This is a genomic window from Arthrobacter sp. zg-Y238 (genome assembly GCF_024385525.1).
In the GTDB taxonomy this organism is placed as follows: Bacteria; Actinomycetota; Actinomycetes; order Actinomycetales; family Micrococcaceae; genus Arthrobacter_B; species Arthrobacter_B jinronghuae.
This window is the reverse complement of sequence record NZ_JANFLU010000016.1, coordinates 1-24365: the sequence shown is the minus strand read 5'-3', so window position 1 is coordinate 24365 and position 24365 is coordinate 1. Positions and strand designations below refer to the sequence as shown.

Below are 24365 nucleotides of genomic sequence, written 5' to 3'. Positions count from 1 at the left end.
ACAATCGCTGTCCGGGATTCAGCCCTGCGCCCGGCGCAGCGTCTGCTCGGCCTGCTTCAGCAGCGGACCGTCGATCATCTGTCCGCGGAAGTTAAACACTCCCCCGTGGTTCCCGGCCTCGGCCAGGACCTGCTCGGCGTAGGTGACGTCCGCTGGGTCCGGGGCGTAGGCGGCGCGCACGGCGGCCACCTGGCCGGGATGGATGCAGGCCTTGGCGGCGAAACCCGAAGCGACGGCGTCGCGCGCTTCGACCTCCAGCCCCTCGGTATCCGGGATGTTGCCGTAGATCGAGTCGATGGCCCCCTTGCCGAAGGCTCCGGCGGCGAGCAGCACCGTGGAGCGGGCCTGCACGGCGACGCTGCGGTAGGTGCCGTCCTGGTGGCGGCTGGATTCCCCGCCGAGCGACGCCAGCAGGTCCTCGGCGCCCCACATCAGGGCGGCCACATTTTCGGCAGCGGCAATGTCCGCGGCCCGGACCACGCCGAGGGCGGTTTCCAGCAGTGCGACGACGGTGAAGCCGGCGAGCGCCCGGGCGACAGCGGGTCCGTCCTCCGTCTTGGCCAGCATCACGGTGCGGTACGGGGTCTGCTTCAACGCGGCAAGGTCTTTGTCGAAGTCCTCGGTCCCGAGGGGGTTGACCCGGACAATGGTGCGTTCGGGGTCCAGTTCCGCGGCAATGAGGTTCTTCCGGGCCGCTTCCTTATCCCGGGGAGCGACGGCGTCCTCGAGGTCCAGGATGACGGCGTCCGCCCGCTCGGCAGCTTTACCGAAGCGTTCGGGCCGGTCCCCCGGGCAGAAAAGCAGTGCTGGTCCCATGGGGAAGGTGGTCATCGCTGTACTCCTAGGTCTTTCCGGTTGTGCTTGCCGATCCAACCTATCGCGTGCCGGTGCCTGCCTCCCGCGCGGCGTAGCCCTCCTCCGTCCACATCAGGGCGGTCCGGGTGCACCGCCCCACAATGTCGCCGTTCTGGTTCCTGCCGGTGTGGGTCAGCGTGACAATCCCCTGGCCGGGCCGGGAAGAGGAAAGCCGCTTGTCCGCGACTTCGGTTTCGGTATACAGGGTGTCGCCGTGGAAGAGCGGGTGCGGGAAGCTGATCTCCCCCAGCCCCAGCTGCGCCACCAGGGTGCCCTGCGTCAGCTGCGCCACCGACTGGCCCACCATCGTGGCCAGGGTGAACATCGAGTTCACCAGCCGCTGCCCAAACGGCTGGACCTCACTGTAGACAGCATCCAGGTGCAGGCCCTGGGTGTTCATGGTCAGGGTGGTGAACAGGACGTTGTCCGCCTCGGTGACGGTGCGGCCGGGCCGGTGGCGGTAAACGGTCCCCGGCTCGAACTCCTCGTACCAGAGGCCGCGCTGCTCAATGACCCGCGGTGCCATTGCGAGCTCCTCGGTGCCGGCGTCGGGCTCCTCATACGTCAACGGAGACCTCCAACGGAGCATCCGTGCCCGCGACCACTTCCTCGACGCTGACGCCGGGGGCGGTCTCGCGCAGGATCAGCCCCTCCGGTCCCACCTCGATCACGGCCAGGTCGGTGACGATCAGGTCCACGCAGCCCTTTCCGGTCAGCGGCAGGGAGCATTCGCGCACGATCTTGGGCCGTCCCGCCCGGTCCAGGTGCTCCATCATGACGATCACGCGCTTGGCGCCGAACACCAGGTCCATTGCCCCGCCCATGCCCTTGACCATCTTTCCGGGCACCATCCAGTTGGCCAGGTCGCCGTTTGCGGCCACTTCCATGGCGCCCAGGACGGCGACGTCCACGTGGCCGCCGCGCACCATCCCGAACGAGGCGCCGGAATCAAAGAAGGACGCGCCGCTGTTCACGGTGACGGTTTCCTTCCCGGCATTGATCAGGTCCGGGTCCAGCGTCTCTTCGGTGGGGTACGGGCCGACGCCGAGGATTCCGTTCTCGGAGTGCAGCACCACTTCCACGCCTTCGGGGATGTAGTTCGGAATCAGCGTAGGCATGCCGATGCCGAGGTTCACATATTCGCCGTCGTGCAGCTCGCGGGCTACCCGGGCGGCCAGTTCCTGCCGGGTCAGTGCCATCTCAGGACTCCTTGCTTCCGTTGGTGCTGCCGGTGCCGGCAGTAACCGTCCGCTTCTCGATGCGTTTCTCTGCATCGGGTGCCACGACCACCCGCTGCACGAAGATTCCCGGGACGTGGACGTGTTCGGGGTCCAGCTCCCCCGGTTCCACCAGCTCTTCGACCTCGGCGATGGTGATGCGCCCGGCCATGGCGCAGAGCGGGTTGAAGTTCATGGCCGTGGCATGGAAGACCAGGTTTCCGTGCCGGTCTCCCTTCGCTGCATGGACCAGGGCGAAGTCGGGGGTAAGTGATTCCTCCAGCACATAGTCCGCGCCGTTGAAGCTGCGGACCTCCTTCGGGTCGGAGGCCAGCGCCACACCGCCCTCGGCGTCGTACTTCTGCGGCAGCCCGCCCTCGGACACCTGCGTGCCTACCCCGGCCGGGGTGTAGAAGGCCGGGATGCCGGCGCCGCCGGCGCGCAGCTTCTCCGCGAGGGTGCCCTGCGGGGTCAGCACCACTTCCAGTTCCCCGGCGAGGAACTGGCGGGCAAATTCCTTGTTCTCCCCGACATAGGAGCTGACGGTGCGCCGGATCCGGTGGTCGGCGAGCAGCCGGCCCAGCCCCCAGTCATCCACGCCGCAGTTGTTGCTGACGGTCTCCAGGTCCGTAGTCCCCGCCGCGTGCAGGGCATCGATCAACGCCACCGGAATGCCGCAGAGGCCGAAGCCGCCCACGGCCAGGGAAGCGCCGTCCGGGATATCGGCGACGGCCTCGGCCGCACCGGGGTACACCTTGTTGATCATGGCAGTGTCCGTTCGTTCTCAGTTGGCAAAGTCACCGTCGGTTGTTACAGGCCCATACTGCGGGCAATCAGCATCAACTGCACCTCAGTAGTTCCCTCCCCGATTTCCAGGATCTTGGAATCGCGGTAATGCCGCGCCACCGGGAATTCGTTGATGAAACCGTAGCCGCCGAAGATCTGGGTGGCGTCGCGGGCGTTGTCCATGGCGGCTTCTCCGGCCACCATCTTGGCGATCGCGGCCTGCGTCTTGAACGGACGTCCGGCGAGCATGCGCGCGGCGGCGTCGTAATAGGCCAGGCGGGCCGTGTGCGCCCGGGCCTGCATGCGCGCGATCTTGAAGGAAATGGACTGGTAGGTGCCGATGGCTGCACCGAACGCCTCGCGTTCCTTGGCGTACCGCAGGGATTCGTCCACGCACCCCTGTGCGGCACCGGTGGCAAGCGCCGCGATGGCGATGCGGCCCTCGTCCAGGATCTGCAGGAAGTTGGCGAAGCCCCGCCCCCGGGCTCCCAGCAGGTTCGCCTCCGGGACCCGGACGTCGGTGAGGGTCAGCGGATGCGTGTCCGAGGCATTCCAGCCCACCTTGTTGTACGGCTTTTCGGCTGTGAAGCCGGGGGTTTCGGTCGGCACGAGGATGGTGGAAATGAGCTTCCGGACGGAGCCGTCCGGTTCGGTGACGGTGTCCGTCACGGCCGTGACAGTCACCAGGCGGGTGATGTCGGTGCCGGAGTTGGTGATGAACTCCTTGCTGCCGTTGATGACCCACTGCCCGTCCTCGAGCCGGGCAGTGGTCTTGGTGCCGCCGGCGTCGGAGCCTGCCTCGCGTTCGGTGAGGCCGAACCCTGCGAGCGCCTCCCCGCTGGCGAGCAGGGGCAGCCACTGCTGCTTCTGCTCTTCATTGCCGAACCGGTACACGGGCATGGCACCGAGCGAGACCCCGGCTTCCAGCGTGATGGCCACGGACTGGTCCACCCGGGCGATCTGCTCCAGCGCGAGGGCCAGGGCGAAGTAGTCCCCGCCCATGCCGCCGTATTCCTCCGGGAAGGGCAGTCCGAACAGTCCCATCTCCCCCATCTGGGAGATGACCTTGTACGGGAAGCTGTGCTCCGCGTCGTGCTGGGCGGACACCGGGGCGATGACTTCGTCAGCGAAGTCGCGCACCGTGTCGGAGAGATCCTGGTATTCCTCGCTGAGTTCAAAGTCGGGCATGGTCTGCTCCTTGTTCGTTGTGCGGGTCTGTTGCGGCGTCGGTGCCGGAGTCCGTTTCCGGCGTGAGTGTGGCCAGGACCTGGTCGGCCTTCACCAGGTCTCCGGGTTTCAAGCTGAGGGAGACGACGCCGGCCATGGGTGCCCGGAGCTGGTGTTCCATCTTCATGGCTTCGACGCTGAGCAGCGGCGCCCCGGCGGGCACCCGGTCACCGTCCGCCACGGCCACCGCGACGACGGTGCCCGGCATCGGGGAGCGCACCACCGGGTCCGCTTCGCCGGCAACGCGTCCGGCCGCCGCCAGGTGCCAGTCCAGCTGCTCTCGCCGGCTGCGCAGACGCAGCCGGACCGTGAACAGCTCTCCGGCCGTTCCTCCGGCCAGCCAGTACGCCCCGGTTTCCGGTTCGGCGGCGGCGGTGAAGGTGTGCAGGACCCCGTCCAGGGAAACGCTCACGCGTCCCCCTTCGCGGGTATCGCTGCCGGCCAGCAGGCCGGCGGTGTGCGTGGTCCCGCCGATCCGCACCGTCGCCTCCCGTGCGGTGCCGGTAACGCCCACTTCGATGTCGTCGCCGCCGGATACGGGGGCGGCAAAGACCAGGTGCAGGGGCGTACCCCCGGGGTTGCCGTTCCCACCGCCGCTGCCCGCACCGCTGCCGGCGATCCGCCAGCCGTCCGCCTGCCGCCAGGGTGAACCCGACGCCGTGTCCGCCAGGTCCTGCGCGTACAGCAGGGCGGCAGCGGCGAACTCGGGGAGCTGCGGGGTCCGGAACTTCAGTCCGGGAAGCCGCCGCTCGATCAGGGTAGTGTCCAGCCGCCCGGCGCGGACATCGGGATCGGCCAGCAGCAGGCGGAGGTATTCCACGTTGGTGCCGATGCCCAGCACTGCAGTACCTGCGAGCGCCGTGTCCAGGCGGGCCAGTGCGGCGGCACGGTCCGGCCCCCAGGCGATGACCTTGGCCAGCATCGGGTCATAGCTGGAGGAAACGGCCAGTCCGGGCAGCAGGGAGGAATCCACCCGGACGCCGTCGCCCACGGGTTCGCGCAGCCACTGCACCGAGCCCGACGTCGGCAGGAAGTCCCGTTCCGGGTCCTCCGCGTAGATCCGGGCTTCCACCGCATGCCCGGTCAAGGTGACGTCTTCCTGCTTGAGGGACAGCGGATGCCCGGCGGCGATGCGCACCTGCTCGGCCACCAGGTCCACGCCGGTGACCATTTCGGTCACCGGATGTTCCACCTGCAGGCGGGTGTTCATTTCCATGAAGAAGAACTCGTCCGGAGCGGCGTCGGAAACCAGGAACTCCACGGTTCCCGCGCCGGTGTAGTCCACGGAGCGGGCGGCATTGCACGCCGCCTCGCCGATGCGTTCCCGGGTGGCCGCGTCCAGCAGCACGGAGGGTGCTTCCTCGATGACTTTCTGGTGCCGCCGCTGCAGGGAGCATTCCCGCTCCCCCAGATGGACGACGTTCCCGTGCGTATCCGCGAGGATCTGCACCTCGATATGACGCGGTGAAGAGACCAGCCGTTCCAGGAACAGGGTGTCGTCGCCGAAGGCCGATGCTGCCACCCGCCGGGCCGTCTGCAGCGCCGCCGGCAGATCCCCGGGATTCAGTACGGCCTGCATGCCCTTACCGCCGCCCCCGGCGGAGGGCTTGATCAGGATGGGATAGCCGACGTCGGCCGCGGCCGCCAGCAGCCGGGCATCGTCCAGGCCCGGTTCGGCGATCCCGGGCACCACCGGCACGCCGTGCGCCTGCACATGGTTCTTGGCGCGGATCTTGTCGCCCATCAACTCAAGGGACCGGACCGGCGGACCGATGAAGGTGATTCCGGCGTCGGCCAGGGCAGAGGCGAAGTCCGCGTTTTCGCTCAGGAAACCGTAGCCGGGATGCACGGCCTGCGCACCGGTGCTGCGGCAGGCGGCGAGCACGGCGTCCACGGACAGGTAGCTCTGCCGGGCCGGTGCCGGACCGAGCCGGACCGCGAGGTCGGCTTCGCGCACATGGCGGGCCCCGGCGTCGTCGTCGCTGTAGACCGCCACCGAACGGATCCCCAGCGTCTTCAGGGTGCGGATCACGCGGCAGGCGATTTCGCCGCGGTTGGCAACCAGGACGGTGTCGAAAAGCGGTGCGGCGTTATAGGGCTGCGGGGTCATAGTCGCTCACATCCGGAACAGGCCGAAGGAGGTCTCCGGCAGGGGCGCGTTGGCGCAGACGTCCAGGGCCAGGCCCAGGACGGTGCGGGTGTCGAGAGGGTCAATGATGCCGTCGTCCCACAGCCGGGCCGTGGAGTAATACGGGCTGCCCTGGGTTTCGTAGGTTTCGCGGATCGGTGCCTTGAAGGCTTCCTCGTCCTCCGCCGGCCATTCCTCGCCGCGGCCCTCGAGCTGGTCCCGCTTGACGGTGGCCAGCACCGACGAAGCCTGGGCTCCGCCCATGACGGAAATCCGGGCGGCCGGCCACATCCACATAAAGCGCGGCGAGTACGCCCGGCCGCACATGGAGTAGTTGCCGGCGCCGAAGGAACCGCCCACCACCACCGTCAGTTTGGGGACCCGGCAGGTGGCCACCGCGGTGACCATTTTGGCGCCGTTCTTGGCGATTCCGCCGGCTTCGTAATCCCGGCCGACCATGAACCCGGAGATGTTCTGGAGGAACACCAGGGGGATGCCGCGCTGGTCGCACAGCTCAATGAAGTGGGCTCCCTTGAGCGCGGATTCGCTGAAGAGCACGCCGTTGTTGGCGACAATGCCGATCCGGTGGCCGTGCAGCCGCGCGAACCCGGTGACGAGGGTGGTGCCGTACTCCTTCTTGAACTCGTGGAACTCGCTGGCGTCCACCAGGCGGGCGATCAGTTCGCGAACGTCATAGGGGGTCTGCAGGTCGGTGGGAACGGTGCCGTAGATTTCCGCGGGGTCCTCGGCGGGCGGCCGGGACTCGGCGATGTCCCACACCGGTTCCTGCTGCGGGAAGGTCTCCACGATGCTGCGCACTATCTCCAGGGCGTGTGCGTCATTTTCGGCCAGATGGTCGGTGACGCCGCTGGTGCGGGAGTGCACGTCTCCGCCGCCGAGCTCTTCCGCGGTGACGATCTCGCCGATGGCGGCCTTCACCAGCGGCGGACCGCCCAGGAAGATGGTCCCCTGGTTGCGCACAATCACGGTTTCGTCGCTCATTGCCGGCACATAGGCGCCGCCGGCGGTGCAGGAGCCCAGGACGGCGGCGATCTGCGGAATTTTCCGCGCGGACATCTGCGCCTGATTGAAGAAAATCCGGCCGAAATGTTCCCGGTCGGGGAAAACCTCGTCCTGCCGGGGAAGGAAAGCTCCGCCGGAGTCCACCAGGTAAATACACGGCAGCCGGTTTTCCAGGGCGATTTCCTGTGCCCGCAGGTGCTTTTTGACCGTCATCGGATAGTACGTTCCGCCCTTGACCGTGGCGTCATTGGACAGGACCATCACCTGCCGGCCCTGCACCAGGCCGATGCCGGCAATCAGTCCCGCACCGGGGCACTCGCCGTCGTACATGTCCGCGGCGGCCAGCGGCGCCACCTCAAGGAAAGGGCTGCCCTCGTCCAGGAGGCGGATGACCCGCTCGCGGGGCAACAGCTTTCCGCGTGCAGTATGCCGCTCGCGGGACCGCAGCGGTCCGCCGGCGGCGGCGTCCGCCAGCCGTCCGCGCAGCTCACGTACCAGCGCCTGCTGCGCCGCGGCATTGGCGGCAAACGCGGCCGAAGCCGTATCCAGTCCGGATTTCAGTGTCTCCATTGACATCTTTCTGCAACAGTTGCGAGCAAAAACCCGGCAGGAAGCTGAGTTAATAACCCCTAACCCAAGTCAGGTTATTGGTTATTAACTCACCTGTCCACCACAATAGGAATATATGCGCAGTCCAATCAGAAGGGGTGGGAATGGACGTAGCAAAAGACGAAGCAGCCGCAGAGGCCCGGATGACCGGGCGTAGTCAGGCAAAGGCCTCCCGTCGGGCAGTGATGCTCGACGCCGCCGCATCCCTGTTTGCCGAACGCGGCTACAACGGGGTCTCCATTGAGGAGCTCGGGGCCGCCGCAGGGGTCAGCGGGCCGGCGGTATACCGGCATTTCAGCGGCAAACCCGCGGTGCTCTCCGCCCTGTTGATCGGCGTCAGCGAAGACCTGCTGGAGGGCGGGAAGGCGGTGGTCGCCGAGTCTGCGACCCCCGAAATCGCCCTGCGCGGCCTAGTGGAATTCCAGGTGGATTTCGCGCTGCGCCAGGCGGATGTCATTCGGGTCCAGGACCGGGATCTGGGCAGCCTGCCGGAAAGCGACGAGCGGCGGGTACGCTCCCTGCAGCGCCAATACGTCGAGGTCTGGGTGGATGCGCTTTCCGCACTGCACCCCGGCTCCGATCTCCCGTTGCTGCGGCACCGGGCGCAGGGCGTTTTCGGCCTGATCAATTCCACCTCCCATACCGTCCGCGGCCGGATCAGTGCCCGCGAGACGGCAAGGCTGCGTACGCTGCTCGATAGAATGGCGTGGGCGGCCTTGAACGCCCAGTAGCTGTCAGGCCTGCCGGCTCTCCCGGCAGGCAGAACTCCACCCCCGAGCAGAAAGACCTGCCGTGATTGAGCTTCGTGCCGTAGTTCCCGCCGACCTGGAGGAGTTTTTCTCCCACCAGCTGGACCCGAGTGCCAACCATATGGCCGCGTTCAGCGCCAAGAACCCGGCGGACCGCGGCGTCTTTGACCACCATTGGCAGAGCATCCTGAATGATCCGACCGTTACCGTGCGCACCATCGTGGCCGACGGCGAAGTGGTGGGCAGCATCCTCGCCTACCGGGACGGCGACATCCCCGAGATCAGCTACTGGATCGACAAGGCGCACTGGGGGCAGGGCCTTACCACCGCAGCCGTGGGACTGTTCCTGGAGGAATTCACCGACCGCCCGATCCGGGCACGTGCTGTTGCGGACAATGTCAGTTCCATCCGCATCCTGGAGAAATACGGCTTCACCGTCATCGGTGAAACGCAGGGCTTCGCCAATGCCCGCGGCGCCGTGGTCAAGGAACTCGAACTCGAGCTTCGCTAGCGCTGCATACTGCCCTCCGGCGGGTTAACTCCCGGCCGGACCATCAGACTCCACCCGGCCGCGCCCGGCCACGACTAACTGCAGCAGCAAACCGAGCCGGCCAACGATGAGCCGGGACCAGCCTGGCGTGCAGTGCGGAACCTGGTCGGGTTGTTCCTGTCCGCCCCGGATTCCCTTCGGTTTGTCGGAATCCCTACGGTTTGTGGCAATCCCTGCGCCGCGCACCGCAGGGATCCGGACAATACGCAGGGATCCGGACAAAGCGCAGGAAAGGCGCACCGCACCGTGGCCGGAACCGGTCCCGGCAGCGGCACGCGAAAGGGCTGCCCCGGATGGCTCCGGGGCAGCCCTTGATGCTTCTAGGCCATGGCCAGAGCCAGTGCGGGTTCGGCCAGAACGGCTCCCACTTCGCTCAGGAACCCGGCGCCCTGCTCCCCGTCGACAAGCCGGTGGTCAAACGAAAGACTCAGCGTCATCACCGAGCGCAGGGCAATCTCTCCGTTGTACTCCCACGGCTGCCGGCGGACCGCCCCCAGCGCCAGGATGCCCGCCTCGCCCGGATTCAGGATGGGAGTCCCGGTGTCGACGCCAAACACCCCCACGTTGGAGATGGAGATGGTCCCGCCCGCCAGGTCCGCCGGCTGCGTCCTGCCTTCCCGTGCGGTCTGCGCCAGGGAGGTCACCGCAGCTGCCAGTCCATGCAGGCTCAGCGTCTGGGCGTCCTTGATATTGGGAACCATCAGCCCGCGCGGCGTGGCCGCGGCAATGCCGAGGTTCACGTAGTTGTAGCGGATGATCTCCCTCGTGGACTCATCCCACCGCGAATTCAGCGACGGGAAGCGCTTCAGCCCCAGGCAGACTGCCTTGGCCGCCAGGGTCAGCGGCGACAGCTTCAGGCCGTTGAAGGCCGGCTGCTGCCGGAGCCGTTCCAGCAGCTCCATGGTGGGAGTGACATCCACCGTCAGGAAGACCGTGGCGTGGGGAGCAGTGAAGGCGCTGGCCACCATGGCGGCCGCAGTATGCTTCCGCATGCCGGAGATCGCCGTCCGTTCCTCCCGTCCCGCAGGTGCCGGCAGGGCAGGCACGGCAGCGGCGGCGCCGGGTGCGGACACTTGCATCGTTTCGGCGTCCGGTGAAGCAGCACGGACGACGTCGGTACGCACCACGAGCCCGCCCGGACCCGATCCCTGCACCTGGGTGAGGTCCACTCCCATATCCCGTGCCAGCTTGCGGACCGGCGGGGTGGACCTCGGACGCTCCCGGACCGGAGCAGCTGCAGGCACAGGTACAGGTGCAGGTGGGGAATCTGCAGGCACAACAGCAGGGGCCGCGGCAGGGACGGGACCCGGGGCAGGAGCCTGTCCGCGGCGTCGTCGGGCGGGGCGTCCGGTGGCATCCGGCACCGCACCGTATCCCACCAGGTTCGGCTCCCGCTTGGCCTGCACCGTCTCACCCGCCTCACCGGCGTCGGCACCCGCCGGCACCGCCACCTCGAATGAAACGATCGGGGATCCGACCTCGACCACCGTTCCGGCCTGCTCGTGCAGGTGCGCCACTATTCCGGCATACGGGGACGGCAGCTCAACCACTGCCTTGGCGGTCTCCACATCGGCAATCACCTGGTTCAGCTGTACGGTGTCGCCCACGCTGACGTGCCAGTTCAGGATCTCGGACTCGGTAAGCCCCTCCCCCAGATCCGGGAGGCGGAATTCGCGCAGCATCAGCTCGCCGCCGATCCGGAAACAACGCCGGCCAGGGAACTGGGCCGGTCCATGGCGCAGTCCACTCCGTTGAGGATGCGGTCGAGATCCGGCAGGTAGTGGGACTCGAGCCGGGAGGCAGGGTACGGGATGTCAAAGCCGGTGACCCGCACGGGCGCATGCTCGAGGTAGTCGAAGCACCGCTCGGTGATGCTTGCCGCGATTTCCGCGCCCAGGCCGCCGGACTGGGCGGCCTCATGCGTGATCACCAACCGCCCGGTCTTGCGCACGGAGGCCTCCACTGTGGCGAAGTCGATCGGCGCGAGCGAACGCAGGTCGATGACTTCCACGGAGACGCCCTCGTCCGAGGCCGCCACGGCGGCGTCACGTGCGGTGGGGACAAGCGGTCCGTAGGCCACCAGTGTCACGTCGCTGCCCTCGTTCAGGACCCGCGCGGTGCCCATGGGCAGCTGCGGCGCCGCTGCTTCGTCCACCTCACCCTTGACGTGGTAACGCCGTTTCGGCTCGAAGTAGAGCACCGGGTCGTCGGAAGCGATGGCCTGCTGGATCATCGTGTAGGCGTCCTGCGGGTTGGACACGCTGATGACGCGCAGTCCGGAGGTATGGGTGAAATACGCCTCCGGTGATTCGGAATGGTGTTCAGGTGATCCGATGCCGCCGCCGAACGGCACCCGGATGGTCAGCGGCAGCTTCACTGCTCCGCGGGTCCGATAGTGCATCTTCGCCACCTGGGAAACAATCTGGTCGAACGCCGGGTAGATGAAGCCGTCGAACTGGATCTCCACCACGGGGCGGTAGCCGCGGAACGCCAGCCCCACGGCCGTGCCCGTGATCCCGGATTCGGCGAGCGGGGTGTCCACTACCCGCAGCGGACCGAAGTCCTTCTGCAGGCCGTCCGTGATCCGGAAGACACCGCCGAGTTTGCCGACGTCCTCGCCCATAATAAGGACGCGGGGGTCTTGTTCCATTGCCCGGCGCAGGCCGGCATTGATCGCCCGCCCGAAAGTCATGCTGGTCATTAGCGGTTCTCCTCGCCAGCGAAACCGCTGAGATAGCGCGAGTACTGCTCCTGCTGGCGGTCCAGCCAGGAGTGGGGCTCGGAATAGACATGGGCAAAAACATCCGCGGGCAGCGGATCCGGCATCCCGAGGCACGCGGCACGCAGTTCGGCGGCCACATCGTCGGCCCGGCGGCCCGCTTCGGCGGCAAACTCGTCACTGAACAGACCCATGGAAGCCAGCAGTGCCTGCAGCCGGGACAGCGGATCCTTTCGCCGCCACTGGTCCAGTTCGGCGGAGTCCCGGTAGCGCGTGGGATCGTCGGCCGTGGTGTGCGGCCCCATCCGGTAGGTGACCGCTTCAATGAAGGTGGGTCCGTTGCCGGAGCGGGCCCGGTCCAGTGCCTCGCGGGTTGCGGCCATCACAGCAAGTACGTCGTTGCCGTCCACCCGGATGGACGGGATGCCGAAGCCCGGGGCCCGGTTGGCGATGGGTACCTGTGCCTGCAGCGCCACCGGTTCGGAGATGGCCCACTGGTTGTTTGAGCAGAAGAAAACCACCGGGGAGTTGAAGCTTGCGGCAAAGACCATTGCCTCGCTGACGTCCCCCTGGCTGGTGGCGCCGTCGCCGAAGTAGCTGATCACGGCGTCGTCGGTACCGTCGCGGGTGATCCCCATGGCGTAACCGGCAGCGTGCAGTGTCTGGGCGCCGATGATGACCTGGGTGGGCGCCATGTTCACTTGATACGGATCCCAGCCGGCGCCGGCATTCCCGCGCCAGACCCGCATCAGGTCACCTACCTCCACGCCGCGGCAGTACGCCACACCGTTCTCCCGGTAGCTGGGGAAAACGAAGTCGGAGGAGCGCAGGGACCGCACGGAGCCGATCTGGGCGGCTTCCTGGCCGAGCAGCGGAGGCCACAGCCCCAGCTCGCCCTGCCGCTGCAGGGCGGTGGCTTCGGTGTCTATCCGGCGGATGACCGCCATGTCGATGTAGAGCTCCTGCAGCCGGGCGCCGTCGATATCCTCGATCCAGCGGTCATACAGGGGGTCTGGGGTGCGGACGCCGTCAGGGCTGACGAGCTGTACGTACGGGTCGATGGGTGAGCTGCCGGAGTTTTCCGGGTGCCGCACCGGGGTATGCAGGGACACTTGGATACGCATCCTTCCGTGTTTGGGCCTCTGGGGTGGCGGGGCCAAACCGACCCCGGGCTCCGTTGCCCGGGTAGATGTGACCCTACTCACACTCAGCACCCGGCACAACCATTCCCGCAAAGACCGAGCATCCTGCCCTATAAACGACTAAAACGCCGTGCTAGCGTTGCGCACTATGCAGCCCCTCGACACCACCGACCTACGCCTCCTCCTTGCCCTGGCGGAGGATTCAACCCGTACGGCCGTGGCCCTGGCTGCAGTCCTCGGCCTCTCCCGCAATACGGTCCAGGCCCGGCTGGCCGGATTGGAACGCAAGGGAGCGTTCCTGCCGTTTGAGCGCCGGATCAGCACGGCCGCACTCGGTTACCCCCTGATGGCGTTTGTGCATGTCCATGTCCACCAGCCGAGCCTGGCGCGGATCACCGAGGACCTGGCCGGGCTGCCCGAGGTTGTCGAAGCCCACGGCCTCACCGGAGACGCCGACATCCTGCTGCGCGTCGTGGCGGCGGACGCTGAAGATCTGTTCCGCATCAACAAGCAGATCCTCGCCGTTGAAGGCGTCCAGCGCTGCGACACCAACCTGGCGATGGGTGAACTCATTCCCCTGCGCGCCGCTCCCCTGCTGCGCCGCGGCGCTCAACTGCCGCAGCCGCCGTCGTCGGGCCCCGAACGGCGGGAGCAGGCCCCGGCCACGGCAAAGGCAGGCCCCGCCTGAGCGGAACCTGCCTTTGCTGAGGCTGTTGCCCCTTAGTGGTCGACGGCCTTCTCGGCGCCGACGCCGGTCAGGGACCGGACTTCCATCTCCGCCTGCTTGATGGCGGATTCGGTGTTCTTATCCAGCACGGTACCCAGCCAGCCCAGGAAGAAGGCCAGCGGGATGGACACGATTCCCGGGTTGTTCAGCGGGAACCAATCGAAGTCCGCGCCGGCGATCATTGAAGTTTCCGCACCGGAGACAACCGGCGAGAAGGCAATGAGCACAATCGCGGATCCGAGGCCGCCGTACATGCTCCACAGCGCACCCTGGGTGGAGAACTTCCGCCAGTAGAGGGAGTAGACGATGGTCGGCAGGTTGGCGCTGGCCGCCACGGCGAAGGCCAGGGCCACCAGGAAGGCGACGTTCTGCCCCTGCGCGCCGATACCGCCCAGAATCGAGATGATGCCGATTACCACCACAGTGGTTCGGGCTACCTTGACCTCTCCGTCTGCGTCCACTTGTCCCTTGCGGATGACATTGGCGTAGATGTCGTGGGCGAAGGAGGCCGCTGCGGTGATGGTCAGGCCGGCAACCACCGCCAGGATGGTGGCGAAGGCGACGGCGGAGATGAGTCCCAGCAGCACCGGTCCGCCCAGCGCAAACGCCAGCAGGGGTGCTGCCGAGTTCACGCCGCCGGGAGCGCCCTTGATGGCCTCCGAGCCGATCAGCGCCGCAGCGCCGTAGCCCAGGACCAGGGTGAACAGGTAGAAGATGCCGATCAGCCAGATGGCCCACACAACGGAGCGCCGGGCTTCCTTGGCGGTGGGCACCGTGTAGAAGCGCATCAGCACGTGCGGCAGGGCGGCGGTGCCCAGTACCAGTGCCAGTCCGAGGGAGACGAAGTCCAGCTTGGAGGTATCCGACTTGCCGTACTGCAGCCCCGGATCCAGGATGGCGGGGTTGCCGGTGGTCTCGACCGCTGCCCCCAGCAGGTCGGAGAGGTTGAAGTTGTGCATGGCCAGGACCCAGACGGTCATGATGGCCGCGCCGGCAATCAGCAGGAAGGCCTTGATGATCTGCACCCAGGTGGTGCCCTTCATGCCGCCGATCAATACGTAAATGATCATCAGGGCGCCGACGACGGTAATCACCAGGGACTGCCCGATCTTGCTGTCGATGCCCATCAGCAGGGAGACCAGTCCGCCTGCGCCGGCCATCTGCGCCAGGAGGTAGAAGAAGCAGACGGCCAGGGTGGTGATGGCTGCCGCAATCCGGACCGGGCGCTGCTTGAGCCGGAAGGAGAGCACATCGGCCATGGTGAACTTGCCGGTATTGCGGAGCATTTCAGCAACCAGCAGCAGGGCTACCAGCCAGGCGACAAGGAAGCCGATGGAGTACAGGAAGCCGTCATAGCCATTGACGGCAATGGCTCCGACGATGCCGAGGAACGAGGCCGCGGACAGGTAATCGCCGGCAATGGCGGTGCCGTTCTGCGGCCCGGTAAAGGACCGGCCGGCGGCGTAGTAGTCGGCCGCTGTCTTATTGTTGCGGCTCGCGCGCAGCACCACCACGAGGGTGACGGCCACGAAGACGCCGAAGATGATCATGTTCAGCAGGCCGGTGTCCTTAATGGACTCGGCCGTGACCTCAGTGGCGGCGGAAATGTGCAGGGTGTTCACTTGGTCTCCTCCGGACGGCTTACTCCATGGGCCTCAAGGTCGCGCCGGAGGTCCGCCGCAATGGGATCCATCTTGCGGTTGGCGTAACTGACGTACGCCATGGTGATACCGAATGTGCTGACGAACTGCAGCAGGCCCAGGATCAGGCCGACGTTGATGTTGCCGATCACCGGGGTGGACATGAATTCGTGGGCGTAGTCCGCCAGAAGGACGTACGCGAAATACCAGACCAGGAAAACCACGGCCATGGGGAAAATAAAGCTTCGCTGGCGCTTGCGCAGTTCCTGGAACTCAGGCGAGCTCTGGACCTCCCGGAAATCCACCTGTTCCGGGTGCGCAGCGTGTGAAACCGGCTGCTCTTCAGCCATTGTTCCTCCTCTGTTGGGAGCCCGCTCCGCGCGCTGCATCCACCTATGGAGGTCAGGACACGACGCTGTGCAAGCTGTGACGCTCATCACTTTCCTACAGTCCCCGCGCGGGTGTCTGCCTGCCGCGCCAAACCGTCGGTGAACGGTTGGTTCCGTGCGGTGAACGGCGCTCGACGGCGCCGAACGGTGTTGAACGGCCGGGACGACCGCCGGGCCGCTAGGGTTGGTGCATGCTCAGTCCCGCCGTCGATATAGCCCTGGTCTGCGCCGTCGCCGTCCTGACCATCGCGGCCGTGGGCGCGCTTGGCTTCCGCCTCAGCCGCTCGCAGCGGGACCTCGGGTCCGACGCCGAGCAGGCCACCTACGCGACCCTGCATACGGCGTCGCTCGCCTCGGCTCATCTTCGTGCGGGCCTGACCCCGGCCGGGGCCCGCAAGGCCAGCCGGCACCTGCGCGACCTGCTGGACTGCGACACCCTGGTGATCACCGACGCCTCAGCGGTACTCGCATGGGACGGTTCCGTGAACGACACGCCCTTCCGGCGCCAGCGGCTGTTATCCGCCGCCGCACTGGTCCTGGAATCGGGCCGCACGCGGATCTTCCGGGGTGCAGCACTGCGGGCCTTGGGCCTGCAGGACAGTGGCTGCGAACTGCTGGTCTCCCCGCTTCCGGTCAACGGCCAGACGGTGGGCACGGTGGCGGTGTTCGCACCGGCGGTCCGGGCCGGGCTGGTCCGGGCAGCCAATGAAGTGGCAGCCTGGCTCGCCACACAGGTGGAGCTGGCGGAACTGGACGCCTCACGGGCGCAGTTGATGGAGGCCGAAGTGCGGGCGCTTCGCGCGCAGATCAGTCCGCACTTCATCTACAACTCCCTGAACGCCATCGCTTCCTACATCAATACGGATCCGGCCCGCGCCCGGGAGCTGGTGGTCGAGTTCGCCGATTTCACCCGGTATTCCTTCCGCCGGCACGGCAACTTCACCACCATCGCCCAGGAACTGGAATCCGTGGACCGGTATCTGCTGCTCGAAAGTGCGCGCTTCGGTGAACGGCTCAAGGTGGCCCTGCAGATCGCCCCGGAAGTGCTGGGAACCGTCATCCCCTTCCTGTCCCTGCAGCCGCTGGTGGAGAACTCCGTCCGCCACGGCCTGGAAGCCAAGGACGGACAGGGGCGGATCAGCATTGCAGCCGTCGACGCCGGAGCGGACGCGGTGATCACCATCGAGGACAACGGGGTGGGAATGGACCCCGAGTACCTGCGCTCCGTGTTGGCCGGGCATGCGGACGGGGACCACGTGGGCCTGCGCAACGTCGATGTGCGGCTGCGGCAGGTGTACGGCGACAGCCACGGCCTCGTGATTGACACTGCTCCCGGCGCCGGGACCCTGATCACCATGCGTGTGCCCAAGTCGCAGCCGGAGAACCGCCCGACGAACGCGTAATCTGTTGTCCATGCGCAAACCCCTCCGGCCGCTCACCGTCGTAGTTGCCGACGACGAAGCCCCCGCTGTCGAGGAACTCGCCTATCTCCTGGGACAGGATGCCCGAATCGGTACGGTGTACCGGGCCTCCAGCGGCGCCCAGGCGCTGCAGGAGATCGAGGCCCGCGACGTCGACGCCGTCTTCCTCGACATCCACATGCCGGCTCTCTCCGGGCTGGAGATCGCCAAGGCCCTGAGCCGCAGGCAGCGCCCGCCCGCCGTCGTCTTCGTGACCGCGGACGAGGACCAGGCGCTGCGGGCCTTTGACCTTGCTGCCCTGGACTACCTGCTGAAGCCGGTGCGGCCGGAGCGCTTGTCCGAGTCGGTGCGCCGGATCTGCGAACTCGCAGCCGATACCGAGACGGAGGACGCCGACGTCGTCACCGTGGTCCAGGGCGCGACGACGAGGATCATCCCGCGCGGCGACATCCGCTATGTCCAGGCGCAGGGCGACTATGCCCGGCTGCATACGGCCGAGGCCAGCTACCTGATCCGGGTCCCCCTCGCGGATCTGGAAGAGCAGTGGGCAGGCGCCGGGTTTGTCCGCATCCACCGGTCCTATCTGGTGTCCCGGAACCATATCCGCCAGGTGCGGCTGAGCGGAGGTCGGGCAAGCGTGCAGCTGGGCGAGGTGGACCTTCCGGTCAGCCGCCGGCATCTGCCTGCCGTGCGCAACACGCTTGACGCCGGCCGGGTTCGGCCCACGCCGTGAGCGGGGACGCCATGCCCGGTTCGGCCCCGGTCCCCCAGCGGGTCCGGGTGACCGCTCCCGGCACGGGGGCAGCACCGTTCCCCGTCTCGCGCGAACTGGACGAACAGTCCGAGGTGGGCGAGTTGATCATCGGCTCGCTGATCCGCAGCCAGCTCCGGCTGGCGCTGGTGGTGGGCGGCGGATTCCTGCTGATCCTGCTCAGCGTGCCGGTGCTGCTGGCCTTTCTGCCGGTGATAGCCGAGCTGTCGATCCTCGGGGTGCCCGCGCCGTGGATCCTGCTCGGCGTCGGAGTCTACCCGCTGGTGATCGGCTGTGGACTGCTTTACGTGCTCAGTGCCCAGCGGAACGAAACCCGCTACCGCGACCTGGTGGACGGGCGGTAGCCGGTGGACTGGGATGTAGCCGCGGGCATGAGCCCGGGCATCGGCTACACGGCACTGGCATTGGTGTCCGCAGCGACTCTGCTGATCGGTTTCTACGGGCTGCGGGTCTCGCGGACCACGAGTGACTTCTACGTGGCCTCCCGGACGGTGAAACCCTGGTGGAACGCCTCGGCGATTGGAGGCGAATACCTCTCCGCGGCGAGTTTCCTGGGCGTGGCCGGACTGATTGTCGCCTCCGGCGTGGACGCGCTCTGGTTCCCCATCGGCTATACCGGCGGCTACCTGATGCTCCTGCTCTTCGTGGCGGCTCCGCTGCGCCGGTCCGGTGCCTACACCGTTCCGGACTTCGCCTCCGCCCGGTTGGAATCCCTTCCGGTGCGGCGCCTGACCAGCCTGTTGGTGATCGCCATCGGCTGGCTCTACATCGTCCCCCAGCTGCACGGCGCTGCCCTCACCATGCGCATCACCACCGGGCTGCCTGCATGGCTCGGCTGCCTGGTGGTGACCGGCGTCGTCTGCCTGAGCGTGGTCACCGGAGGGATGCGTTCGATCACCTTTGTCCAGGCTTTCCAGTACTGGCTGAAGCTGGTGGCGATAGCCGTACCGGTGCTGTTTATCCTCTTCCGCCTCGCGGGTGACGGCCCGCCCGGTGACGGCGGCACCCAGCTCCTGGCGGAGGCACTGAATCCGGAGACCCATGCCCCGCTGTACCGCAACATTTCGCTGAGCATCGCGCTGCTCTGCGGCACGCTGGGCCTGCCGCACGTGCTGGTCCGCTTCTATACCAACCCCGACGGACCTTCGGCCCGGCGGACCACGCTGATTGTCCTGGGCCTGCTGTCCCTGTTCTACATCTTTCCGATCACTTACGGGGTGCTGGGCAGGATCTATGCTCCGGACCTGGCCGGCGGCGGAGCAGCAGACTCGATGGTGCTGCTACTTCCGGGCCGGGTGTTCGACGGCGTCTCCGGGGATCTCTTGGCGGCGCTGGTAACGGCCGGCGCCTTCGCGGCCTTCCTTTCCACCAGCAGCGGATTGACGGTCTCGTTGGCGGGCGTGATCAGCCAGGAATTCTTCCGCGGGAGTGTGTCCGGGTTCCGCGTCTCCGCGGTGCTGGCCGCCGTCGTACCGCTGGCCGTTGCCCTGCTCACCGAATCCTCCGCCCTGGCCGGGAGCATTGGAATGGTGTTCGCGTTCACCGCGTCCACCCTGTGTCCGCTGTTGGTGCTGGGAATCTGGTGGCGGCGGTTGACGGCCGCCGGAGCCGGAGCCGGGATGTTGACCGGCGGGCTGCTGTGCGGCGGGGCAATGGCTGCCGCGGCCATCCTGCCGCGGGCAGGTGCCGGCATTCCCGCCTGGATTGAACAGCCCGCAGCCTGGACGGTTCCCGCAGCGTTTGCCGTGATGGTGGTCGTGTCCCGGCTGACCGCCGGATCAGCGCCGCACGGGGCGGCGAAGTTCATGGCGCAGCTGCACACGCCGGAACCTCTGGACCGGCCCCGTCCGGGAACCGGCACAGGGGCGCGCTAGGCCTGCCTAGTCGATGGACGCCATCAGTTCGACCACGCGGTCGAGGAAGGCATCCACCTGGCTTTCCTCGTAGCCCTGCTCGCCCTTGGCCTCACGGAAGACGGCGCGGCGCACCACGTCCACGCTGAGGGGCCGGTCATGTTCGAAGTATCCGAGCAGTTCGTTGCACAGCGCGTCAACATCCTCGACGTTGTAGCTGGTGACGCGTTTCTTGCCGGGACGGCGGAACCGCTCCCCCGGCTTGCGGTGCAGGCGTGCCCTCAGGACCGCGGACATCCGCCCGATCTGCAGCAGCCAGGCTTCTTCGCCGCGGTCGGCGATCAGGCGGTCCCGTTCCCGCTGGGCGAAAACGTCCTCCAGCCGGTCCAGTGCGGCGTCCACTGCCTGCGGTTCGTAACCGCCCTTCGCCGGGTCGAAGGCCATGGACCGGACGTCCGCACTGGTCACCGGATTAGCCGAGGTGGAATCCGAGTTGTAGTAGTTCCTGGCCTTGGTCAGGAACTCATCGACCTGGCGGATGTTGTAGCCGTAGTCCCGTCGTCCCACGCGTTCGAAAGGGGCACTGGCCTGCCGCACATCGTCCATGAATAAATTGTTCCTCTGTGGTTTTTCCCCGCGCAGTGATTGCCGCTGGAACCGGTTGGCCCTACAGGGCTCCTGCCGGGCATCGTCTGAAAACTCTGAAACATCTTACGATGCCAGTGCCTCGGACGTGATCCGGCACACCGTCCGTTGCCGGACCGTTACGGTTGCTCCTGCTAGGAAGCCGTTGAGAGCAGCACCGACAGCAGGAACACCACCGGGGAGGCGAAGACCACGGAGTCCAGCCGGTCCATTACTCCGCCGTGTCCCGGCAGGAGGTTGGACATATCCTTCACACCCAGTTCCCGCTTGACCATCGACTCGGAGAAGTCACCCGCGGTGGCCGCGGCAACTGTCGCCACAGCGAGCACCACGCCGAACCACCAGGGCTGGTCCAGGAACAGGACTGCGGCGCCGACGCCCACGATGGCCGCGCCGACGGCAGAGCCGGCAAAGCCTTCCCACGACTTCTTCGGGCTGATCTTGGGCGCCATCGGGTGCTTGCCGAAGAAGGCACCTACGAGGTAGCCGAAGGTGTCGTTCGAGACCACGAGCAGGAGCAGCACGGCAACGCGGACCTGCCCGTCGGGCTCGCGCAGCAGCAAGAGCGCAAAGCTCAACAGGAACGGCACCCAGAGAACCACGAAGATTCCCGCGAGAATGCTCTGGATCGCTTCGGCAGCGGTGTCGATGCTCCGCCACAGGAGGATGGCCACCGCCGTGGCGACCATCGCGAACGCCAATGCTTCCGTGCCGCCGAAGAACGCCGCGAACGGCAGCGCAACGGAACCGACCAGCACCGGCACCTGCGGAACTTTCATGCCGCGCACTTCGAGTGCACGGTTGACTTCCCAGACACCGACAGCAGCGAAACCGACTGCAATGATCACGATGGCGAACGGGAAAAAGAGCAGCCCGCTAAGCAGTGAGCCGAGCAGGATCACTCCGACGGCGATGGCAGCAGGCAGGTTACGTCCCGCACGCGAGACCTTTACGGGTTTCTCGGCAGTGCGCCGGCCCCGGGCGGCGCGTCCGCCGACCTGTCCTGGATCAGCTGCGCTCATGTCCTTGGCCTTTGCTGCTGCCGGAACTGTCTCGACGGACGGTGAACCGCCAGCCTGGGTTGGAGGCTGGGCGTCACTCATCAGACCTCGAGAAGCTCGGCTTCCTTGCGCTTGAGGAGCTCGTCGATGGAATCCGTGTGCGCCTTCGTCAGTGCATCAAGATCCTTTTCGGCACGAGCGCCGTCGTCCTCGCCCACCTCGCTGTCCTTGACCAGGCGGTCGATGCCGTCCTTGGCCTTGCGGCGGATGTTGCGGACGGAAACCTTTGCGTCCTCAGCCTTGCCGCGGACGATCTTGACGTATTCCTTGCGGCGGTCCTGCGTCAGCTCCGGCATGATGACCCGGATGACCTTGCCGTCGTTGGACGGGTTGGCGCCGACCTCGGAATCGCTCAGCGCCCGTTCGATGGCACGCAGGGCGCTGACATCGTAGGGGGTGATGAGCAGTGTGCGGGCGTCAGGAGTGGCGAAGGATGCCAGCTGCTGCAGCTGCGTCGGGGAACCGTAGTAGTCCACCAGCACCCGGTTGAACAGTGCCGGGTTGGCGCGGCCTGTGCGGACGGAGGCGAAGTCCTCCTTAGCAACTTCCACCGCCTTGTCCATCTTGTCGGCGGCCTCTTTCAAGGTGTCTTCGATCACGGTCTCTCCTCATAAAACAGTGTCCACCAAGCGCTGTCGGCTTAGTGGCCGGACTCTAATATCATCCTAAGCCAAAAGGGTGCGGGTTCCCTGCACCGAGCCTGCGAGGTGTAGGGGAAACCTTTCGGCGCAAAAGGGTGCGGGTTCCCTGCACCGAGCCTGCGAGGTGTAGGGAAACCCTTTCGGCGCAAAAGGGTGCGGGTTCCCTGCACCGAGCCTCGCACTCCCTGTCCGGACCCCGGCCGCGGAGCGGGAATGCCCGGCCGTTTCCGGTGCGCGTGCAGTCCGGTCCCGGAGGGACCTGGAGGAAGGCGGCTTTAAATTCCGGAGGCCGCCTGCGGCCGAGGGGATTTCGTTGCCGCCGTTCCAGGTCCCGCAGGGACCACCTGCCCAACGCTAGTTGGAAACGATGGTGCCGATCTTCTCGCCGCGGAGGGCGCGGGTTACGTTACCTTCACCCTCCATGCCGAAGACAACCATGTTCAGGTCATTGTCCTTGCACATGGTCATGGCCGTCTGGTCCATAACGCGGATGTCCTGGCGCAGGGCGTCGTCGTACGTCAGGGTCTCCAGCCGTACTGCGGTGGAATCCTTGTTCGGATCGGCAGTGTAGACACCGTCCACTCCGCTCTTGGCCATCAGCACCTCGTCGGCGTGGACTTCCAACGCACGCTGGGCGGCCACCGTGTCAGTGGAGAAGTACGGCAGGCCTGCGCCGGCACCGAAGATGACCACACGGCCCTTTTCCAGGTGCCGAATGGCGCGCCGCGGAATGTAGGCCTCGGCCACCTGTCCCATGGTGATGGCGCTCTGGACACGGGTTTCGACGCCGGCCTGCTCCAGGAAGTCCTGCAGCGCGAGGCAGTTCATCACGGTGCCGAGCATGCCCATGTAGTCCGCACGGGAGCGGTCCATGCCGCTGGTGGACAGCTCCGCACCGCGGAAAAAGTTGCCGCCGCCGACGACGATAGCCACCTCAACCTCGCCGACGGTTGCAGCGATCTGCTTGGCCACTGCCCGCACGGTATCCGGATCCACACCGAGCTTGCCGCCGCCGAACACCTCTCCCGAGAGCTTCAGCAGGACGCGTCGTCGCGGGGAATCGGTTTCTTTCAATACGTGGGCCATTGTGCCTCCCGGGCATAGGTGCTGGTGCTGCTTTAAGACTAGTGAGCTGTTCTGGACAGGCAAAAGGGGTGGTCACCCGTGGTGACCACCCCCTTTGTCATGATGAGGTTTCCGTCGAAACCGTTGTTACCTAACTAATTAGGCGCCTACACGGAAGCGGGCGAAGCCGGCCGGTGCAACACCGGCTTCTTCGAGAACCTTGCCCACGGTCTTCTTGGCGTCCTTGGCGAACGGCTGGTCCACCAGGACGATTTCCTTGAAGAAACCGGTCAGGCGGCCTTCAACGATCTTCGGCAGTGCGCCCTCGGGCTTGCCCTCGGCGCGTGCCGTCTCGTCAGCGATGCGGCGTTCGTTCTCAACCGTTTCAGCCGGAACTTCGTCGCGGGTCAGGTAGGTCGGAGCGTATGCAGCGGTGTGCACGGCCACGTCGTGGGCGGCGGTAGCGGCTTCTGCACCTTCGCCGTCAACGGCGAACAGCACGCCGACCTGCGCCGGAAGATCCTTGGAGGTCTTGTGCAGGTACGCGTCGACAGTCTTGCCTTCGATGCGTGCCACGCGGCGGACAACAACCTTCTCGCCCAGGATGGCGCCTTCTTCGACTACGACCTCGGACAGCGGCTTGCCGTCGACGTTGTAGGCGAGGAGGGTTTCGGCGTCGGCAGCAGCAGATTCAACTGCCGTGGCCAGGACCTTGTCCGCCAGTTCGATGAACTTCGGGGACTTGGCAACGAAGTCGGTCTCGCAGTTGAGTTCGATCATGACGCCAACCGTGCCGTCGATGACCTTGGCGGCAACCAGGCCTTCAGCGGTGGAACGGCCTTCACGCTTGGTCGCGCCCTTCAGGCCCTTGATGCGGATAAGCTCCATGGCCTTGTCGGCATCGCCGTTAGCCTCGTCCAGAGCCTTCTTTACATCCATCATGCCTGCGCCGGTGCGCTCGCGCAGTGCCTTGATATCAGCAGCAGTGTAGTTCGCCATTTGGACTCCAGTCCTCCCGTAATAAGTATTGGTGCGGTTCTGCCAGTGCGGCTGGCCGGTAAACCGGCCAGCCGCACCACAACCCATGTCCAGGGGGTGGATTCCCCCCGGCTCAGGGAATACGGTCGTTTCTTGTCGGGTTCGTAA

General features: G+C 66.5%; 24 protein-coding genes. 7 read left to right on the top strand and 17 right to left on the bottom strand.

Annotation, left to right across the window (positions count from 1 at the left end):
• Positions 1–18 precede the first annotated feature (18 nt).
• From NNX38_RS16235 to NNX38_RS16205, 7 genes are read right to left on the bottom strand one after another with little or no spacing between them, the layout of a single operon-like run.
• Positions 19–831: a CoA ester lyase gene (locus NNX38_RS16235; protein ID WP_229953183.1), complete on the bottom strand. Its 813-nt coding sequence runs from the start codon at positions 829–831 to the stop codon at positions 19–21.
• Between the two features lie 43 nt (positions 832–874).
• Entirely contained in the window at positions 875–1381 is a 507-nt protein-coding gene (locus NNX38_RS16230) for a MaoC family dehydratase (RefSeq protein WP_255799057.1), read from the bottom strand.
• A gap of 31 nt (positions 1382–1412) precedes the next feature.
• Complete coding sequence (locus NNX38_RS16225; protein WP_255798971.1) at positions 1413–2054, bottom strand: CoA transferase subunit B; 642 nt, start codon at positions 2052–2054, stop codon at positions 1413–1415.
• Position 2055: 1 nt separating this feature from the next.
• Positions 2056–2838 (bottom strand): CoA transferase subunit A, encoded by a 783-nt coding sequence (locus NNX38_RS16220; protein WP_255798970.1) that lies wholly within the window; start codon positions 2836–2838, stop codon positions 2056–2058.
• Positions 2839–2882: 44 nt separating this feature from the next.
• A complete protein-coding gene (locus NNX38_RS16215; protein WP_255798969.1) occupies positions 2883–4046 on the bottom strand; it encodes an acyl-CoA dehydrogenase family protein in 1164 nt (387 codons plus the stop codon).
• Positions 4033–6195: a biotin carboxylase N-terminal domain-containing protein gene (locus tag NNX38_RS16210; RefSeq protein WP_255798968.1), complete on the bottom strand. Its 2163-nt coding sequence runs from the start codon at positions 6193–6195 to the stop codon at positions 4033–4035. The genes NNX38_RS16215 and NNX38_RS16210 overlap by 14 nt, the downstream gene beginning before the upstream one ends.
• A gap of 6 nt (positions 6196–6201) precedes the next feature.
• Positions 6202–7806 (bottom strand): carboxyl transferase domain-containing protein, encoded by a 1605-nt coding sequence (locus tag NNX38_RS16205; protein ID WP_255798967.1) that lies wholly within the window; start codon positions 7804–7806, stop codon positions 6202–6204.
• 143 nt (positions 7807–7949) lie between these two features.
• Between NNX38_RS16205 and NNX38_RS16200 the strand changes: the two genes are divergently transcribed.
• Complete coding sequence (locus NNX38_RS16200) at positions 7950–8576, top strand: TetR/AcrR family transcriptional regulator (protein ID WP_255798966.1); 627 nt, start codon at positions 7950–7952, stop codon at positions 8574–8576.
• 61 nt (positions 8577–8637) lie between these two features.
• The gene (locus NNX38_RS16195; RefSeq protein WP_255798965.1) at positions 8638–9105 is read left to right on the top strand and encodes a GNAT family N-acetyltransferase; all 468 of its coding nucleotides are present in this window, start codon (positions 8638–8640) and stop codon (positions 9103–9105) included.
• A 359-nt stretch (positions 9106–9464) separates the two neighbouring features.
• Here NNX38_RS16195 and NNX38_RS16190 read toward each other — a convergent pair whose 3' ends face one another.
• Genes NNX38_RS16190 through pdhA form a run of 3 tightly spaced genes read right to left on the bottom strand, consistent with a single transcriptional unit; the run spans position 9465 to position 12987 of the window.
• Entirely contained in the window at positions 9465–10826 is a 1362-nt protein-coding gene (locus tag NNX38_RS16190) for a dihydrolipoamide acetyltransferase family protein (protein ID WP_255798964.1), read from the bottom strand.
• Positions 10826–11845 (bottom strand): alpha-ketoacid dehydrogenase subunit beta, encoded by a 1020-nt coding sequence (locus NNX38_RS16185; protein WP_255798963.1) that lies wholly within the window; start codon positions 11843–11845, stop codon positions 10826–10828. The genes NNX38_RS16190 and NNX38_RS16185 overlap by 1 nt, the downstream gene beginning before the upstream one ends.
• Entirely contained in the window at positions 11845–12987 is a 1143-nt protein-coding gene (gene pdhA / locus NNX38_RS16180; protein ID WP_370646492.1) for a pyruvate dehydrogenase (acetyl-transferring) E1 component subunit alpha, read from the bottom strand. The genes NNX38_RS16185 and pdhA overlap by 1 nt, the downstream gene beginning before the upstream one ends.
• 166 nt (positions 12988–13153) lie before the next feature.
• Between pdhA and NNX38_RS16175 the strand changes: the two genes are divergently transcribed.
• Complete coding sequence (locus NNX38_RS16175; RefSeq protein ID WP_255798962.1) at positions 13154–13693, top strand: Lrp/AsnC family transcriptional regulator; 540 nt, start codon at positions 13154–13156, stop codon at positions 13691–13693.
• Between the two features lie 32 nt (positions 13694–13725).
• Here NNX38_RS16175 and NNX38_RS16170 read toward each other — a convergent pair whose 3' ends face one another.
• Together NNX38_RS16170 and NNX38_RS16165 are read right to left on the bottom strand one after the other, a co-directional pair.
• Positions 13726–15282, bottom strand: coding sequence for a cation acetate symporter (locus NNX38_RS16170; protein ID WP_257794686.1), 1557 nt, complete (start codon positions 15280–15282; stop codon positions 13726–13728).
• Between the two features lie 68 nt (positions 15283–15350).
• The gene (locus tag NNX38_RS16165) at positions 15351–15722 is read right to left on the bottom strand and encodes a DUF485 domain-containing protein (protein ID WP_255798960.1); all 372 of its coding nucleotides are present in this window, start codon (positions 15720–15722) and stop codon (positions 15351–15353) included.
• 230 nt (positions 15723–15952) lie between these two features.
• Between NNX38_RS16165 and NNX38_RS16160 the strand changes: the two genes are divergently transcribed.
• The 4 genes from NNX38_RS16160 to NNX38_RS16145 are packed head-to-tail and all read left to right on the top strand — an operon-like array spanning position 15953 to position 19828.
• Entirely contained in the window at positions 15953–17164 is a 1212-nt protein-coding gene (locus NNX38_RS16160) for a sensor histidine kinase (RefSeq protein WP_255798958.1), read from the top strand.
• Positions 17165–17174: 10 nt separating this feature from the next.
• On the top strand, positions 17175–17915 hold the full coding sequence (locus tag NNX38_RS16155; protein WP_255798957.1) for a LytTR family DNA-binding domain-containing protein: 741 nt from the start codon (positions 17175–17177) through the stop codon (positions 17913–17915).
• On the top strand, positions 17912–18298 hold the full coding sequence (locus NNX38_RS16150; RefSeq protein ID WP_255798956.1) for a hypothetical protein: 387 nt from the start codon (positions 17912–17914) through the stop codon (positions 18296–18298). Before NNX38_RS16155 ends, NNX38_RS16150 begins: the two co-directional genes overlap by 4 nt.
• Before the next feature lie 27 nt (positions 18299–18325).
• Positions 18326–19828 (top strand): cation acetate symporter, encoded by a 1503-nt coding sequence (locus NNX38_RS16145; protein WP_255799055.1) that lies wholly within the window; start codon positions 18326–18328, stop codon positions 19826–19828.
• 6 nt (positions 19829–19834) lie between these two features.
• On the opposite strand, the gene NNX38_RS16140 is transcribed toward NNX38_RS16145, so the two are convergent.
• The 5 genes from NNX38_RS16140 to tsf all read right to left on the bottom strand — a co-directional run bounded on the left by NNX38_RS16140 (position 19835) and on the right by tsf (position 24218).
• Positions 19835–20413, bottom strand: coding sequence for a DivIVA domain-containing protein (locus tag NNX38_RS16140; protein WP_229953200.1), 579 nt, complete (start codon positions 20411–20413; stop codon positions 19835–19837).
• 173 nt (positions 20414–20586) lie between these two features.
• Positions 20587–21474 (bottom strand): phosphatidate cytidylyltransferase, encoded by an 888-nt coding sequence (locus tag NNX38_RS16135; protein ID WP_255798955.1) that lies wholly within the window; start codon positions 21472–21474, stop codon positions 20587–20589.
• Positions 21475–21554: 80 nt separating this feature from the next.
• Positions 21555–22112, bottom strand: coding sequence for a ribosome recycling factor (frr, locus tag NNX38_RS16130; RefSeq protein WP_255798954.1), 558 nt, complete (start codon positions 22110–22112; stop codon positions 21555–21557).
• Positions 22113–22508: 396 nt separating this feature from the next.
• On the bottom strand, positions 22509–23240 hold the full coding sequence (gene pyrH, locus NNX38_RS16125; RefSeq protein WP_229953202.1) for a UMP kinase: 732 nt from the start codon (positions 23238–23240) through the stop codon (positions 22509–22511).
• Between the two features lie 138 nt (positions 23241–23378).
• Positions 23379–24218: a translation elongation factor Ts gene (gene tsf, locus NNX38_RS16120; protein WP_229953203.1), complete on the bottom strand. Its 840-nt coding sequence runs from the start codon at positions 24216–24218 to the stop codon at positions 23379–23381.
• Positions 24219–24365 lie beyond the last annotated feature (147 nt).